Below are 16,631 nucleotides of genomic sequence, written 5' to 3' on the forward strand. Positions count from 1 at the left end.
TACCGGCTCACCGAGTTTGACGTGCCTGAAGCACCTCGGCAACCGTATAAAACGATCCGAAGGCGGCAATTCTATCATTTTCCCCCGCCTTATCACAGGCGGCCCGATACGCGTCGCCAATGGTTTCGAATGTGGAGATTTTCCCAATGACATTCGCAGCTTGCAACGCGGCCTGCAATGCCTCGACGGACATCGCCCTGGGCCCATCCAGGGGCGCGATGAACCAGTGATCGATCTGCTCCTTCAATAAGGAGATCACACTGCCAATATCTTTATCTGCCAACATTGAGAATACCGCAAATGTCTGTTCGTAATACCCCATGGCTTTAAGGCTGGCGCCAAATGCACGGGCAGCATGGGGATTGTGCGCGACATCCAGAATCACGCTGGGCCGCCCTGGCATGACTTGAAAGCGGGCTGGCCACTCCACCTGCAACAATCCACGCTTGATATCGCTGATGCTGACCGGCAGGCGATCGCGCAATTCGTCCAACACAGCCATTGCCACGCTGGCATTGCCCAATTGATAGGCGCCACGTAAAGCAGGAAAAGGCAGCGACAGATGCTTCCCACGCCGCCCCCAGAACGCCCACTGTTGCTCTTGCCGGGTAAAACCGAAATCCTTGCCGATCAGTTGCAGATCAGCGTCGATCGACTGGGCATGCTCGACTAACGTGGCAGGGGGTTGTGCATCACCACACACGGCAACTTTACCAGCTCTGAAAATACCGGCCTTTTCATATGCAATCGCCTCGCGGGTATCGCCCAGATAGGCCTGGTGATCCAGATCCACACTGACCACGGCTGCCACATCCGCATCAAATGCGTTGACCGCATCCAACCGCCCGCCCAACCCCACTTCCAGGATCACCACATCCAGCGCCGCCTGGGCAAAATGCCAGATGGCGGCCAGAGTACCGAATTCATAGTAGGTCAATGGTGTTTGGCCACGCCCAGCTTCAACGGCTTCGAAGGATCGTATCAACGCGGCATCGCTGATCGGTTGCAGCTCGACGGCCACCCGCTCGTTGTAGTGCAACAAATGAGGCGAGGTATAGCAACCCACTTTATAGCCCGCTGCAGTCAGTATCGTGCTGAGAAAGGCACAAACCGAGCCCTTCCCATTGGTACCGCCGATGGTGATGACCGGACAGGCCAGATTCAGGCCCATCTGCGCTTTGGCTGCCTGTACCCGCGCCAAACCCAGATCGATGGCCACGGGGTGTATTTGCTCCAGATGACGAAGCCAGTCATCAACTGTTTGTCTATTTGTGTGGGGATGGGTCATATCGTTTACATCATCTCTGATTTGGCGGCATCGGGCATCGATTCCGTGTGGGCGGCATGATGATCATGGCCTTCCCCGACACTGGCCCAGCAAAGCAACAGCCGGTTTAACGGCCCGCATGATAGCAAGCAGATAAACCGGCTGACAGTCTTGACAATGGTCAGACTTGCGACATGCGTCGATCAATGATCCCGTGCGGGCAATCGCAACATCAGTGTCAACAGATCCGCAACTTTGTCGCGCATCTGGCGGCGATCGACAATCATGTCAATTGCTCCTTTTTCCAGCAGGAATTCCGCACGCTGGAAGCCCTCCGGCAGAGTTTCACGTACCGTCTGCTCAATGACACGCGGGCCCGCAAAGCCAATCAGTGCCTGCGGCTCGGCTATCACCACATCGCCCAGAAAGGCAAAACTGGCCGATACGCCCCCCATGGTGGGGTCGGTCAGCACGGAGATGAAGGGCAGGCGACGCTCAGCCAGCTTGGTCAACGCCGCGCTGGTTTTAGCCATCTGCATCAAGGAATTCAAGCCTTCCTGCATTCGTGCGCCACCGCTGGCCGCTACACAGATAAAAGGCAGATTCTGCTCAAGACAGGTATTCACACCCCGCACGAAGCGCTCGCCAACGACAGCCCCCATGGAGCCCCCGATGAACTTGAATTCGAATGCAGCAGCCACCAGCGGGACATGATGGATGGCCCCTTGCATGACCACCAAGGCATCGGTTTCACCAGTGTCATTGCGTGCGGCCTCCAGGCGGTCTGGATAGCGCTTCGAATCCTTGAATTTGAGCGTGTCCAGTGGTTGGACTTCGCCACCAATCTCAAACCGGCCTTCTGGGTCAAGCAGCATGTCCAGTCGCTTCCGGGCTGAGATCGGGTTGTGATGATCACACTTTGGGCAGACGTTGAGATTGTTCTCCAGATCTGTCCGATATAACACGGCCTCGCATGCAGAGCATTTGCTCCACAAACCTTCCGGCACACCGGCCTTCGCCCCATTGGTCTTGCTCTTGATCTTGGGCGGCAGCAGTTTCTGTAACCAGCTCATCGTCTCTGTCCTATCTGCGATCTGCTCAGGCATGATCGATTGCCTCTCGTATATCTTTGACCAGCTTGCCGATGTTTTCCACCGCATCCCGTTCGCCTGCAGATTCTATCTCCTGCACCAAACGGCTACCGATCACTACTGCGTCCGCGACTTCCGCCACGGCCCGGGCCGTTTTGCCATCGCGAATGCCAAAACCCACGCCTATCGGCAACTGGATGTGTTTTCGTAACAGCGGCAACCTTGCCGCCACCTCGGACATGTCCAGATTCGCCGCTCCTGTCACCCCACGCAACGATACGTAGTAGACATACCCTCGTGCGAGCTTGCCCACCGTCTCGATACGTGATTCCGGTGTGGTAGGGGCAAGCAGGAAGATAGGAGCAATACCATGGCGGTCCAGGATATCCACCAGACCACTGGCCTCCTCCGGCGGGAAATCCACCGTCAACAGGCCATCCACCCCTGCCGCAGACGCCTGCTGGGCGAAAGTCTCATAGCCCATCGCCTCAACCGGGTTGGCATACCCCATCAACACAACCGGGGTATCTGCATCGCGCTGGCGGAATTCAGCCACCATCGCAAGCACATCCTTCAAGCTGACCTGATTGGCCAGTGCGCGCTCCATGGCTCGCTGGATGACCGGGCCTTCTGCCATGGGATCAGAAAACGGTACGCCTATTTCCAGAATATCTGCCCCTGCAGCAGCCAACGCATGCATCAACGGAACCGTCAGCGCTTTGGTCGGGTCGCCTGCTGTAATGTAGGGGATCAATGCTTTGCGCTGTTGCTGCTTCAGCGCACTCAATCTGGAATCGATTCTGGACATGTTTATTAGCGGACTCTACTTGACGGCACAGCTGGCCGCGTATTGGGGGAAACCCGCAAGGGGCATATCGCCCCCGCGCATCGTTAAAGTTCAATACCGGACAGGCGTGCGACAGTCTGGATATCTTTGTCGCCTCGACCGGACAGATTGACCAGGATGATCTGATCTTTGCTCATGGTCGGTGCCAAGCGCTTGGCGTATGCCAGGGCATGACTGGATTCCAGGGCTGGGATGATGCCTTCGAAACGGCAGAGGTCGTGGAATGCCTGCAGCGATTCGCCATCATTCGCCGCCACATACTGCACCCGCCCCTGATCCTTCAGGAAACTATGCTCCGGGCCGACGCCAGGATAATCCAGGCCCGCTGAGATCGAGTGGGTTTCGATGATCTGCCCATTTTCATCCTGCATCAAATAGGTACGATTGCCGTGCAGCACACCAGGCCGTCCAGCTGACAAGGGAGCAGCATGACGGCCAGTCTCGACACCTTCACCGCCAGCCTCTACGCCGACCAGTTTCACATCCGTCAACCCAAGATAAGGGTGGAAGATACCGATCGCATTGGACCCCCCGCCCACACAGGCCACCACCATATCCGGCTGACGACCGACCATATCGATCATCTGCTCCTTGGCCTCATTGCCGATGACGCATTGAAAATCGCGTACCATCATCGGGTAGGGATGCGGGCCAGCGGCGGTGCCGATGATATAGAACGTACTTTCGACATTGGTCACCCAATCACGCATCGCCTCGTTCATGGCGTCTTTGAGTGTCTTGGAGCCACTCTGCACAGGCACCACCGTTGCACCCAACAACTTCATGCGGAACACATTGGGCGATTGGCGCTTGACGTCCTCGGAGCCCATGTAGACCACGCACTCCATCCCGTACCGTGCGGCAATGGTCGCAGATGCCACACCATGCTGCCCAGCACCGGTTTCGGCAATCACCCGTTTTTTGCCCATGCGCTTGGCCAACAATGCCTGGCCAATGGTGTTGTTCACCTTGTGTGCGCCAGTATGGTTCAGGTCTTCGCGCTTCAGAAAGATCTGTGCTCCACCCAGGCTTTCAGACCAACGTTTGGCATGGTATATCGGGCTCGGGCGCCCAACATAATGCTTCAATTCATAACGGAATTCAGCTTGAAAATCAGGATCGTCACGATAACGCTCATACTCACGGCGTAGCTCGTCCAAGGCGGTCATCAAGGTTTCAGCCACATAGATGCCACCATATTGACCAAAGTGACCCCGTGCATCCGGTAGTTCATACATTTGCATTGCGCACTCCATTGATGAATGCAGCGATCCGGGCTGCATCCTTGATTCCTTTTGCGGACTCGACACCACTTGATACATCGACGGCCCAAGGTTTGACCTGTGTCACGGCATCCGCAACATTATCGGGCGTCAGGCCGCCAGACAACACAACAGGCAGGGGCAGGCCTTTCGGGATCAATTGCCAGTCGAACTGGTGGCCAGTGCCGCCAGGCTGGCCTTCTACATAGGCATCCAGCAACAATCCGCGTGCATCTCGATGCGCCTTGGCATAGGCAAGCAGATCAAGCCCAGGGCGAACACGCACCGCTTTGAGATAGGGGCGATCAAACTGTTGGCAATAGTCAGGCGACTCATCACCATGAAACTGCAACAAATCAAGCGGAACAGTCTGCAACACCGAGCGAACCACAGCGGGCTCTGCATCAACGAACAAACCCACCGATGTCATGAATGGTGGCAGCGCAGAAACCAATTTCGCCGCCTGCGGAATGGCCAGATGACGTGGACTCGGCGGATAGAATACGAATCCCAATGCATCTGCGCCCAATTGGGCAGCAGCCTGGACATCTTCAATCCGTGTCAGACCGCATATTTTGATTTTGCAGGTGGACATATTGACTGGGTCATATTCTCAGGCCATTGAGTATAACCGCCCACCAACGGTTGAGCGAGGAAAAACTGAGTAAACACCCAAGCTCAGGCAACCATGCCGTGCTTTTGCAGGTGCCGTGCCTGCTCGGCCTGCTCAGCCCGCCCTTCCAGGATCACCTCTTCCAACAATTCGTTCGCGCTTTCGCTATCACCCATTTCAAAGTAGATACGGGCAAGATCCAACTTGATGGCAATCGGATCATCATTCACTTCGGGCACAGTCAAACGGTCCTCATTGGCTGGCACGACCGACTCGGGAGCGCTGATCGGCGGCTCAACAGGGCGTGTCAGATCCAGGCTGATCTCAGACAAATTCAGTCCAATCATCGGTTCTCTTGGTGTATCCATATCCGATCGCCGTGCAGCGGCTTCGGCATGCGGATCGAACTCGAAATCCAGATCCAGCTTCTGGGTTGGTCGGTCTGGAATCGGTACGGCCTTTTCGGGAACCACGCCAGGCTCATCGATGACAATCTCGATCATGCCAGACGACTCTGGCTTCCGCCTGGCGGCAGGCAAGTTGCTCACCTCGGGCAAGATCAAATTCAATACCGGTTCGATACGTTCAGCCAATACTAGCGATTCAGATGGGGCCTGCCCTGCCATTGGTGTGCTGCCAGGCTGCTGGTCTACAGGTGGCTCTGCGGGCTGAGAGGGTGCGCCTTCATGCTTGTTGCCATCCCCTTTCTCGTTGGTGACTGGTGACAACAGGTCATCAAAGGGATGATCAATCGCCAATGATGTCGCCCCCGGTTTGGGTGCCCCCTCTGGAGTAGGCTGCATGACCGGTTGCTCGACCACGGGCTCAACCGGCAGGCTCACGCCAGCCGCCAGAGCAAGATCCTGCTCAACCTTGGTAGCATCTCGCACGGCTACCGATCCCAACAATGCCTGGGCGCGTACCCAGAATGGATCATCTTCGGCAACACCTTGCTCCTTCATGGCTTCCATCGCTGCACTGAGCGAAGGTGCGTCGTTGCGGGTTGCGTAGATCTCCATCAGCTTCAGGCGGACATCATGACGGCCCGGCGTACGTTGCAAGGTGTCTCTGAGAATCTCTTCTGCTTGCAGATCACGGCCATAGGCCAGATACACCTCCGCCTCGGCCACTGGATCAACTGATGCCGACTCAAGGTCAGCCAATTCAGTGCTGTCAGGCTGTAAGACTGAGCGCATGGATAAGTTGGTATCAATTACCCCACCACCCGCACTACCCACCAGAATATTGGTAGTGGAGGGCCCCACCGCCAGCAGTGTATCCTCGAAGAGCGGGATCTTGGGTCGTCTAGGCTTGGCACGGCGACGCCATGCCCACAGTCCCAACAAGCCGATCCCCAACGCACCACCTGCCGCCCACGGTGCTGGGTCCGCCTTCACCTCACTGACCAGCCGACTCGGCAGACCTGTCAAGTTGAGTTGTTGCAACCAATTGGTATCGGTGTTTTGAGAGGCTTTGCGCAGCTGATTCATCTCAGCCTGCAATGCGTCATTCTGTACCTGTGCGGCTTTCAACTTGGCTTCTTGTTCAGCGACCGCTTTTTGCAATGTCTCGATTTTCTCAGCCAATGGCTGATTGTCATCGGCGGGCGCCGCATCTTCGGCAGCCATTGCATTCAGGGCAACCGTCGTCAGCAAGGCAGGAAATAGTTTTTTCAAGGCCATGAGTATGTTCTTGTCGTTCGCATTTATAGATTCAGCATATGCAGCAAAAGATGCAACATCCAGTTACGCCTGCGTCTGCAAGAAACCACGCATGGCCTTGCCTGCCACCATCAAAGACATGTCTGCCCGGTCAGATCAAACCCTGCCTTTGTCATCACACAGCAGGCCTTCCGCACTCGAAATGGACAGCTGCCCCAAGCCCCATTTCGGCTCATAGTCAACGCCACTCAAATAGAGCCCATCTGGTGAAAAAGTAGGTGCAGCCAACTTTCGATCACGGCCCGCCAACACCTCTCCCATCCAGGCAACCGGCTGGCGACCCGCACCAATCTGGATCAAACACCCCACAATATTGCGGACCATATGATGAAGAAATGCATTGGCACACAGATCGAATTGAATCAGCGCACCATGCTGGTGGATGTCAAGCTGGTAGAGATGTTTGACAGGCGATTTGGCTTGGCATTCCGCCGCTCGGAATGCACTGAAATCATGTTCGCCAATCAGCTGACGGGCTGCCTCTTGCATGTCATTTACATCAAGCAGATTATGACACCAGCCTACCGAACCGCGCAACAAGGCTGGCCGTACCGGACGCATCAACAAAACGTATCGGTAGCGCCTGGCCGTGGCGCAGAATCGCGCATGGAAGTCATCTCCGACCTGCTTCGCCCACAGAACCGCAATATCATCAGGCAGAAAACGATTGACCCCTCTGATCCAGGCGGTGATGGGGCGACTGACCTGCGTGTCAAAATGTACAACCTGCATGGTGGCATTCACGCCAGCATCCGTGCGGCCCGCCGCCACAACCCGTATCGTCTCACCGGCGATCTGGGCCAATGCATACTCCAATGCATCTTGAATGGTGCCGCCACCTGGTTGTGACTGCCAACCTGCATAGCGGCGACCAAGATATTCCACGCCAAGCGCCAATCTCATCTCAACACCCACACCAATAAACCTGCCAGGATCAGCAAGATGACATCCCACCAATGCCAAACCGCCACAGCCATGGGCTGCAGATGGGTAACATCAGCCGGGGCATCCAGCCCTTTGAGCATATCGCGCCAACCATATCGCCGCCCATCCTGAAGGTATTGCTCGACCATGACCAAAGTCAGCCCCAGGCGGACAGGTAGCCTCGACAAAGCGGGAATACAGGTCGATAGCGGTCTGCATATCTCCACCAACATGGCGACCAGCCGATCCCGCCCCAGCAATAACCAAAGCAGTGCCACTGCCCCCAGCGACATCAATAAACGAAGCGGTGGCAACAGTAACGCTTGCGCCTGCCCCACCGATACAGGCCAAGCCACGACGAGGTGGCCAAGCAGCACCGCCAATAGCAGCACTTTATGGCGCACAATGAAACGCCACCACGTGGCACAACCGGCCCGCCCCAGCATCAGCACCAATCCAGCAAACCACAGCCCCAATTCCTTCGGCTGGGTGACCTGAATCTGCCAGAGTACAAGCAACCATATACTTAGCAATGTCACTGGGTGAATGTGCATCACGATGCGCCGCATACTGCCTTTCCCGCTTGAGGAAGCCGACTCAACAATCCCTTTGAATGCAACAAAAACCCTCTGACCATGAAACCGTATCAGCCGAATCTGATCGCCAAATAAAAAAGCGGTGCGCGAGTATACCCGCGCACCGCTTGTTTTTACAGTCGATCAGAGCTGTTCGAGCAAGGCTTTCGCTGTTTGTTGCTGTGAAGCGCTTCCATCTTGCAAGACTTCCTGCAGAATTTCCCGGGCACCTTCTTTATCCCCCATATCGAGATAGGCGCGCGCCAGATCAATCTTGGTAGTCATCGGATCAGCATCGTCCATGCCATCGTCCGCAACTGGCAATGCATTGGCTTGAATGGTCTCATCCAGATTCAGATCGAGATCGCCCAGGTCCAATACGCTGGCATCCTTGGCTTCAGCCGCTGGCGCTTTGGCATCCAGCTGGAAATCGAAATCCAATAAGCTGTCACCATCCAGCGCTGCCTTGGGAGCGGCAGCAGGCGCTGGCGCCGGTGCCACCTCGGGCAGACTCAGATCGAAATCACCGCCCAGATCCGGCACATCAAGATTCAAAGTCGGTATGTCCAGCTCAGCTACCGGCGCTGCCTTGATTGATGTGGCTTCACTTTGCCCCAGGCTACCGAGGTCAAAATCCATCAAGTTGCCAGCAGCCGGTGCCGATGCAGGCGCCGCCACAGGCTGCGGTGCTACCTCCGGCAGCGAGAAGTCAAGATCCACCATGGGTGCCGCCGCAGGGGCCGATGCGGGCGCTGGCACGGGTGCCGTCGGCGCCTGGGTTTCATCGAGATCCAACTGGAAATCCAGATCGGCTGCTGCCACCGCAGCAACGGCTGCGCCAGCCGCCACGGCCCCGGCAGCAGGCCCTACATTATTGCGGTCAATCACCTGCGTCTTCTCGAAAGTGGCCACAGGCTCCGCAGGCTTGGCAGGCGACGCCGCACCTTGCTGGTATAGCGGATTGGCAGGATCAAGCTGTCGCCCCATCTCGGAGGCACTAGCCCACAACGGGCCACGCCCCTCAACTGCAGCGTACAGTTCCGTCGCGACATCCTCAAAGGTTGAGACATTTTTACGCGCCGCATAGATTTCCAGCAACTTCAGGCGGATTTCCTGGCGGGATGCATCCTTGGCCAAGGCATCTTTCAGGATTTCCTCTGCCTGGGCATCGCGGCCATAAGCCATATAGACCTCAGCCTCAGCAATCGGATCCACCTCGTCCGTATCGATCGTCCCAAGGCCAGCCCGGCTGAAGTCGGTCAGGAAGGAGCTTTCGGTAGCGTTGGTATTGATGATCGCGCCGCCGGTATTGCCCAACACCGTGTTCGCCTTCAGATCGCTACCGGTCAGGATACTGTCCTCGAATGACGGACGCTTGCGTCGACGTGACCAGATCAATGCCCCCACGCCAGCACCCACAGCCACTAACCCGCCACCGATCAACGCGATATTGTCGAACACCATGTCCATGATGGTGGGTTCGGGCGGTGGTGGCGGCGGCGTAACCACCGCTGGCTTGGGTGGCGCTGGCGGAGGCGCAGGTGTCGGCTCCGGCTGGGGCGTAGGTTGCTCGACCGGCGGCTGAGCTCCATCACTGGGTGCAGGTGGCTCACTCGGTGGCACCGAGGGCTCGGCAGGTGCGGGCGCCGGGGTTGGCTCAGCTGGTTTCGGTGTTTCAACTACTGGTGCAGGCGGCGGGGTGGTCGGCACCTCGGGTTTGGCGGATTTGCCACCTGCTTGCGATTGCAGATCCGCCCCTCCCTTCGACTTGAGCTCGACCAGCTTCTTCATGTCCTCGACATTTTTTTGCAGGCTGGCAATCCGCTCGTTTGCTTCCTTCAAAGCCTTTTCGCGTGCCGTGGCTTCTTCTTCCATGGCATTGATACGGCTTTGCAGATCCTTGGTCTCAGCACCCGCTTTGGCACCTTTATTCTTTGCCGTTTCACCACGGGACAGTTTGACGACATCCTGATTGCCAGTAGGCTCTGGAGTGGCTTTGTCTTCCACCTTGCCAGTGATCTTACCGGAAGCGCTAGAGCCGGTTGTCGATTCTCCGGGAGATTTCGATACAGCTTCAGCCACTTTCTGGCGATAGGAATGCCAGTCTGTCGAGTGGGTCTTTACTTCCTTCCTTGCATCTGCAGGAGACACCGATGCCAGGTTGTCTTTGTCAGGCACATTGAGGATGCGGCCCGCCTTGAGGCGGTTCATGTTCTTGCCTTCGAAGGCGTTTTCATTGGCGCGATACAGGCCAGCCAGCATCTGATCCAGATTCACACCTTCCGGCTTGAGCTGGGCAGCAATGCTCGCCAGTGAGTCGCCTGCTTTCACAGTGTAGGTGTCACCCGATGGAGGGGTTGGCGCGCCTTGTGTATCAGCTGGCGTTTGTGTGGCGCTGCTCTCATCCACCGGCTTGGGCTGCTTGGTGCGCACTTGATCTGGTGCGGCTGGCTCACCGACGCGGGAACCTTTTCGAGCATAACTACGACCAGACTTGCCGGTTTTGCCACCAGCCGTATCGCTGGTCACAGCCTGTGTCTGGGGAATGCGGGATTGATCCACGCGAGGCGTTTGATCACCCAGCGGATCAAGCAGCGCGGTGAATTCCTTCACCAGCCGACCCGTGCTCCAGCTCAGCTCGACCAATACGTCAATGAATGGCTCGTTGACAGGTGCACCGGAGACGACTTTCAGATAACGCTGCCCATTGGCACGTTTTTCAACCGTGAATCGCAGGCCATTCATATGGGATGGGTACTGGATCTGTGCCTCGCGGAACATCTCTGGTGATGCCAACTTGGCAGCCAAGGTCGCCAATTCATCTTCCTGCACAGAGACAAGATCGATCTCGGCACTCAACGGCTGGCCCAAACCGGACAGTACCGTCATTTTGCCGAGTCCAGCAGCGTAGGTGGCGACCGACATACCCATTAGCGAACACGCCAGCACACATGCCTTAATCTTTGATCTTATCCGCACAGTGACACCTTATCTCAATAAAATGACGAGTAAATTAACACTAGCCTATATCCCATGCAAGCAATTGCTAGGGCCGCCCCCCATCAGTCTAGCGTATGTTCCTAGTGTATAAAAGAAATCGTTAATTTGATAATTCGCTCAATCCGTATTATTCGAAGTCAAAATCGCTGTGGACAAGTTTTTATCCACTTCAACCAATGACCTGCGTAGCTTCAATCACACAATCCGGATTTATCGGCCATGATAAGCTGCATTTGCCGGGAGCAGGCGGCATGGGAAGCTTATCGACTATTTTCTTCATTTATTCAGTAGCAAGGCCATCACAATCTGTAATTTTCAGCACCCAGCCCCTTGAGCGAGCCTGCCTACCAGTCGCGGGCCTCATTCTCCAAATGAGATATGACGCCAGCGTTTCAGAGATGCTTTTCTTTACTCCAGTGTAGGCCAGTTTTCAAAATAACAAAGGGCGGTAAACCGCCCCTTGTTGTTTGCCAAAACAGCTATAAGTCATCGCGCCAGCAAGATGCGCAGCATGCGGCGCAAAGGCTCTGCCGCGCCCCATAGCAACTGGTCGCCGCAAACAAACGCACTGACATACTCAGGGCCCATGTTCAGCTTGCGGACACGACCAACCCCTACCTGCAGACCACCGGTGATTGCCGTGGGTGTCAATTCCTTGGCAGTCAGCTCACGTTGATTAGGAACGAATTTGACCCACTGGTTACCAGACTGGATGATCGATTCGATTTCCGACAAGGGCAGATCCCGCTTGAGTTTCAGCGTCAGCGCCAGACTATGGCAGCGCATTGCACCGATCCGGACGCAAAGACCGTCAACGGGGATAGGATTGGCTGTGCCAAGGATCTTGTTGACTTCAGCCAGCCCCTTCCATTCCTCCTTGGATTGCCCATTGTCCAATTGCTTGTCGATCCAAGGAATCAGGCTGCCTGCCAGTGGCACGCCAAATTGCTCGGTCGGAAAGGCATCGCTTCGCATCGTGTCAACGAGCTTGCGATCGATTTCCAGAATGGCCGATTTGGGATCTGCCAACAATGCGGCGACAGAGGCATGCGCGGCCCCCATCTGGGCAATCAATTCACGCATATTCTGTGCGCCTGCGCCGGATGCCGCCTGATAGGTCATGGAGCTGACCCACTCCACCAGCCCCTCGCGGAACAGACCACCGACCCCCATCAACAACAGGCTGTTGGTGCAGTTGCCACCGATATAGTCTTTGACACCCTTGGCCAATGCGCTGTCGATCACATGCTGATTGACAGGATCGAGCACGATCACGGCATTGGGCTCCATGCGCAGTGTCGATGCAGCATCGATCCAATAACCATGCCAGCCCGCAGCACGTAGCTTGGGGTGGATCTCGGTGGTGTAATCACCGCCTTGGCAGGTGATGATCACATCCATGGCTTTCAGTTCATCGATGTTCTTGGCATCTTTCAGCGGGGGTACCGGTTTACCGATATCCGGGCCTTGGCCACCAACATTCGAGGTGGTGAAGAAAATGGGCTCGATCAGATCAAAATCTTTCTCTTCGCACATCCGATCCATCAGGACGGAGCCCACCATTCCACGCCAACCGACTAAACCTACTCGCATGATTGCTTCCTTTAACGTTCCATTGTGTCAGTAAAAAAGTAGTCGGGCACCATCGGATATCGTTCGACTTGTCTGCCACCACACCCAGACAGCGCCCATTTGGATTGAACCCGCCATGTGTTTACATGGCCGCCAATACGGCATCCCCCATCCCACTGGTGGATACCTTTTCCATCCCCGCCTCGGCGATGTCCGCCGTGCGGTAACCCTGAGCCAGCACACGTTTCACCGCATGCTCGACACGCAATGCAGCGTCTTCCAGACCGAAGGTATAACGCAACATCATTGCCACCGACAAAATGGTCGCCAGTGGGTTGGCAATGTTTCTACCCGCGATGTCTGGCGCGGAGCCATGGCACGGCTCATACAAACCTTTGTTGGCCTGATCCAGCGAAGCGGAGGGCAGCATACCGATCGAACCCGTCAGCATCGAGGCCTCGTCCGACAGGATGTCACCAAAAATATTGCCCGTGACGATCACGTCGAATTGCTTGGGCGCACGCACCAACTGCATGGCCGCGTTGTCAACGTACATATGGCTCAGCTCGACGTCAGGATACGCCTTGGCGACATCGATCATGATCTCTTTCCAGAACTCGGTGCATTCCAGCACATTGGCCTTATCCACCGAGCACAGTTTCTTATTGCGTTTTTGTGCAATCTGGAACGCAACATGGCCAATACGGCGAATCTCAGATTCGCTGTAGCGCATGGTGTTGAATCCTTCACGCTCGCCCTGCTCGTTGACATGGATGCCACGGGGCTGGCCAAAGTAGATATCACCCGTCAGCTCACGCACGATCATGATGTCGAGCCCGGACACCACTTCCGGCTTCAAGGTGGAGGCACCTGCCAGCTCGGGGTACAGCAATGCGGGGCGAAGATTGGCGAACAGATTCAAAGCCTTGCGAATCCGCAACAAGCCACGCTCTGGCCGCAACGGTCGATCCAGCGTGTCGTATTGCGGCCCACCCACAGCCCCCAGCAGCACGGCGTCTGCAGCTTGCGCCAGGGCCAGGGTGGCATCAGGCAGCGGGTCGCCAGACGCATCGTATCCCGCCCCGCCAATCGGCGCGTGTTCCATTTCGATCGCCAAGCCATCCGCACGCAGGCGCTCCAATACGCGCACAGCCTGCGCAACGATTTCTGGACCAATACCATCACCCGGAAGAACTGCTATTTTCATATCGTGCCTTACATTTTCAGTGATCGTTGCCGATCAGCTTTTCCACCAGCAGCCGCTCGCCCACCTTGAACACCAGGTAACACAGTAGTGCCACCAGGGTAGAAGCGGATAGTTCAACCAACTGCATCAGCGCGCCGTCTTGCAACGCTTGCCAGCCATGCTCGGCAATCAATGCCAGATTGGCTTGCAACAACGTGATCAAATTGAATGACGCCAGCCCGAACCCCAGAAAGGCCAGCGCAGTGACGAATAGCGCCAGCAGCCAGTGTCGCTTGAAAAAACGCGCTGTCTGCTGCCTGCGATTCATGTCATTCCGCGAACAACCAAGGCTGCGTTGCCCGTCGCGCTGCTTCGAATGCCCGGATCTTGTCCGCGTGCTGCAAAGTCAGGCCAATCTCATCCAGACCATTGAGCATGCAATGCTTGCGGTGTTCGGTGATCTCAAAGCTGAATGATGCACCCTCGGGCGTAGTGACAGTCTGTGCGGCCAGATCGACCGACAGGCGATAACCCGTTTCCGCTTCGCAAGCATTGAATAGGCCATCCACAACCGCTGCCGGCTGCACAATGGGCAACAGGCCATTTTTGTAACAGTTGTTGAAGAAAATATCAGCGAAGCTGGGGGCGATCACCACGCGAAAGCCATAATCCTCCAAGGCCCAGGGCGCATGCTCACGGGAGCTGCCGCAGCCGAAATTTTCACGAGCGAGCAGCACCTGCGCGCCTTGATAACGCGGAAAATTCAGCACGAAATCTGGATTGAGCGGGCGACAGCTGTTGTCCATGCCAGGCTCGCCGTGATCCAGATAGCGCCATTCATCAAACAGATTGGGGCCAAAGCCCGAACGTTTGATGGATTTCAGAAACTGCTTGGGAATGATCGCGTCGGTATCGACATTGGCGCGATCGAGTGGGCACACCAGCCCGTTCAGTACCGTAAATTTTTGCATGCTGTCTGCTTATTTGTTGGCTGCGTTGCTGATCTTTTCGCCGACTTTCTCGACATCCTTCCCAAAACCGTGGACGGTATTGCACGCCCCCAAGGCTGCCGACAAGGCGACCGCCAGAATCATCACGAGAATGGGTTTCATGATTTTCACCTCAACCAAACTGGCGAACATCGACAAAATGACCTGCGATGGCCGCTGCTGCTGCCATGGCTGGGCTGACCAGATGGGTACGCCCACCCTGCCCTTGCCGCCCTTCAAAGTTACGATTCGAGGTGGATGCGCAACGCTCGCCCGGCGACAGACGGTCGGCGTTCATCGCCAGACACATCGAGCAACCAGGTTCGCGCCACTCGAAACCCGCCTCGATGAAGACTGTGTGCAAGCCTTCTGCCTCGGCCTGTGCCTTCACCAGGCCAGAGCCCGGTACGATCAGCACTTGTTTGACGTTGTCCGCCTTTTTACGGCCACGAGCAATACTGGCTGCCTCGCGCAGGTCTTCGATCCGCGAATTGGTACAGGAGCCGATGAAGACCTTGTCAATGCCAATCTGCTCAATCGGGGTGTTGGCATCCAGCCCCATGTACTTGAGCGCACGCTCAATGCTGCCGCGCTTGACCGGGTCGGCTTCCTGCTGTGGGTCTGGCACCTTGCCATCGATGGCAACCACCATCTCAGGTGATGTGCCCCAGGTGACCTGCGGTTGGATTGCCGCCGCATCCAGCTCGACTACGGTATCAAAGACGGCGTCAGCATCTGACGCCAGCGTGCGCCAATGCGCCACGGCTGCGTCCCATTGCTCGGCTGTCGGGGCAAAGGGGCGCCCCTTGATGTAGTCGATGGTGATCTGATCCACCCCAACCATGCCAGCTCGCGCACCTGCCTCGATGGCCATATTGCACAGCGTCATGCGGCCTTCCATGGTCAGGCTGCGGATGGCCGAACCGCCAAACTCGATGGCATAGCCGGTGCCGCCTGCTGTGCCGATCTTGCCGATGATCGCCAAGGCAACGTCTTTGGCTGTCACGCCTTTACCCAATTGGCCATCTACCCGCACCAGCATGGATCTGGATTTCTTCGCAACCAGGGTTTGCGTGGCCAGCACATGCTCGACCTCCGAGGTGCCGATACCATGTGCCAGACAGGCAAAGGCGCCATGTGTCGAAGTATGGCTGTCACCGCACACGACGGTCATGCCGGGCAAGGTGGCACCGTTTTCTGGGCCGACCACATGCACAATGCCTTGTCGCTGATCGCGGAATGGGAAGTAGGCCAGTGCGCCGACCTCACGGATGTTTTTGTCCAGTGTCTCGACCTGCTCACGTGAAATCGGGTCTTTGATGCCTTCTTCCCAGTGATCGGTCGGGGTATTGTGATCAGCAGTGGCGACAATCGATGAGATACGCCAAGGCTTGCGGGCCGCCAGCTTCAATCCTTCAAAGGCTTGTGGGCTGGTGACTTCATGAATCAGATGACGGTCGATATACAACAATACGGTACCGTCTGCTTCGGCATGCACGATGTGACTCTGCCAGAGTTTGTCGTAGAGGGTTTGTCCTGCCATGGTGACGTCTGGATGTTGGGTTGGGTGAGCATTCGATTATA

15 protein-coding genes are annotated in these 16,631 nt (G+C 56.4%); all 15 read right to left on the bottom strand.

Going from position 1 to position 16,631, the window contains the following annotated elements; translation table 11 throughout:
* Nucleotides 1–7: 7 nt before the first annotated feature.
* Entirely contained in the window at nt 8–1,288 is a 1,281-nt protein-coding gene (gene folC, locus HNQ59_RS10155; protein WP_184038643.1) for a bifunctional tetrahydrofolate synthase/dihydrofolate synthase, read from the bottom strand.
* A gap of 182 nt (nt 1,289–1,470) precedes the next feature.
* Nucleotides 1,471–2,340 (bottom strand): acetyl-CoA carboxylase, carboxyltransferase subunit beta, encoded by an 870-nt coding sequence (accD, locus tag HNQ59_RS10160; RefSeq protein WP_184038646.1) that lies wholly within the window; start codon nt 2,338–2,340, stop codon nt 1,471–1,473.
* 25 nt (nt 2,341–2,365) lie between these two features.
* The gene (gene trpA, locus HNQ59_RS10165; protein ID WP_184038649.1) at nt 2,366–3,166 is read right to left on the bottom strand and encodes a tryptophan synthase subunit alpha; all 801 of its coding nucleotides are present in this window, start codon (nt 3,164–3,166) and stop codon (nt 2,366–2,368) included.
* An 83-nt stretch (nt 3,167–3,249) separates the two neighbouring features.
* Nucleotides 3,250–4,449, bottom strand: a complete 1,200-nt coding sequence (gene trpB / locus HNQ59_RS10170; protein WP_184038651.1) for a tryptophan synthase subunit beta — start codon at nt 4,447–4,449, stop codon at nt 3,250–3,252.
* The gene (locus HNQ59_RS10175; RefSeq protein WP_184038654.1) at nt 4,436–5,062 is read right to left on the bottom strand and encodes a phosphoribosylanthranilate isomerase; all 627 of its coding nucleotides are present in this window, start codon (nt 5,060–5,062) and stop codon (nt 4,436–4,438) included. Before HNQ59_RS10175 ends, trpB begins: the two co-directional genes overlap by 14 nt.
* A gap of 83 nt (nt 5,063–5,145) precedes the next feature.
* Complete coding sequence (locus HNQ59_RS10180; RefSeq protein ID WP_184038656.1) at nt 5,146–6,762, bottom strand: motility hub landmark protein FimV; 1,617 nt, start codon at nt 6,760–6,762, stop codon at nt 5,146–5,148.
* Between the two features lie 135 nt (nt 6,763–6,897).
* Nucleotides 6,898–7,704 carry a tRNA pseudouridine(38-40) synthase TruA gene (gene truA / locus HNQ59_RS10185; protein ID WP_184038659.1) on the bottom strand — a complete coding sequence of 269 codons (807 nt, stop codon included), beginning with the start codon at nt 7,702–7,704 and terminating at the stop codon, nt 6,898–6,900.
* Nucleotides 7,701–8,294, bottom strand: coding sequence for a hypothetical protein (locus tag HNQ59_RS10190; protein WP_184038661.1), 594 nt, complete (start codon nt 8,292–8,294; stop codon nt 7,701–7,703). The genes truA and HNQ59_RS10190 overlap by 4 nt, the downstream gene beginning before the upstream one ends.
* A gap of 150 nt (nt 8,295–8,444) precedes the next feature.
* Entirely contained in the window at nt 8,445–11,231 is a 2,787-nt protein-coding gene (locus tag HNQ59_RS19825; protein ID WP_484484293.1) for a motility hub landmark protein FimV, read from the bottom strand.
* A 555-nt stretch (nt 11,232–11,786) separates the two neighbouring features.
* The gene (asd, locus tag HNQ59_RS10200) at nt 11,787–12,893 is read right to left on the bottom strand and encodes an aspartate-semialdehyde dehydrogenase (RefSeq protein ID WP_184038666.1); all 1,107 of its coding nucleotides are present in this window, start codon (nt 12,891–12,893) and stop codon (nt 11,787–11,789) included.
* A gap of 121 nt (nt 12,894–13,014) precedes the next feature.
* Nucleotides 13,015–14,079, bottom strand: a complete 1,065-nt coding sequence (leuB, locus tag HNQ59_RS10205; protein ID WP_184038668.1) for a 3-isopropylmalate dehydrogenase — start codon at nt 14,077–14,079, stop codon at nt 13,015–13,017.
* 16 nt (nt 14,080–14,095) lie between these two features.
* The gene (locus HNQ59_RS10210; protein ID WP_184038671.1) at nt 14,096–14,386 is read right to left on the bottom strand and encodes a hypothetical protein; all 291 of its coding nucleotides are present in this window, start codon (nt 14,384–14,386) and stop codon (nt 14,096–14,098) included.
* A gap of 1 nt (nt 14,387) precedes the next feature.
* The gene (gene leuD / locus HNQ59_RS10215) at nt 14,388–15,029 is read right to left on the bottom strand and encodes a 3-isopropylmalate dehydratase small subunit (protein ID WP_184038674.1); all 642 of its coding nucleotides are present in this window, start codon (nt 15,027–15,029) and stop codon (nt 14,388–14,390) included.
* Between the two features lie 9 nt (nt 15,030–15,038).
* Complete coding sequence (locus HNQ59_RS10220) at nt 15,039–15,170, bottom strand: entericidin A/B family lipoprotein (RefSeq protein ID WP_184038676.1); 132 nt, start codon at nt 15,168–15,170, stop codon at nt 15,039–15,041.
* A 10-nt stretch (nt 15,171–15,180) separates the two neighbouring features.
* Complete coding sequence (gene leuC, locus HNQ59_RS10225; RefSeq protein ID WP_184038678.1) at nt 15,181–16,590, bottom strand: 3-isopropylmalate dehydratase large subunit; 1,410 nt, start codon at nt 16,588–16,590, stop codon at nt 15,181–15,183.
* Between the last annotated feature and the right edge of the window lie 41 nt (nt 16,591–16,631).

Source organism: Chitinivorax tropicus, assembly GCF_014202905.1.
In the GTDB taxonomy this organism is placed as follows: domain Bacteria; phylum Pseudomonadota; class Gammaproteobacteria; order Burkholderiales; family SCOH01; genus Chitinivorax; species Chitinivorax tropicus.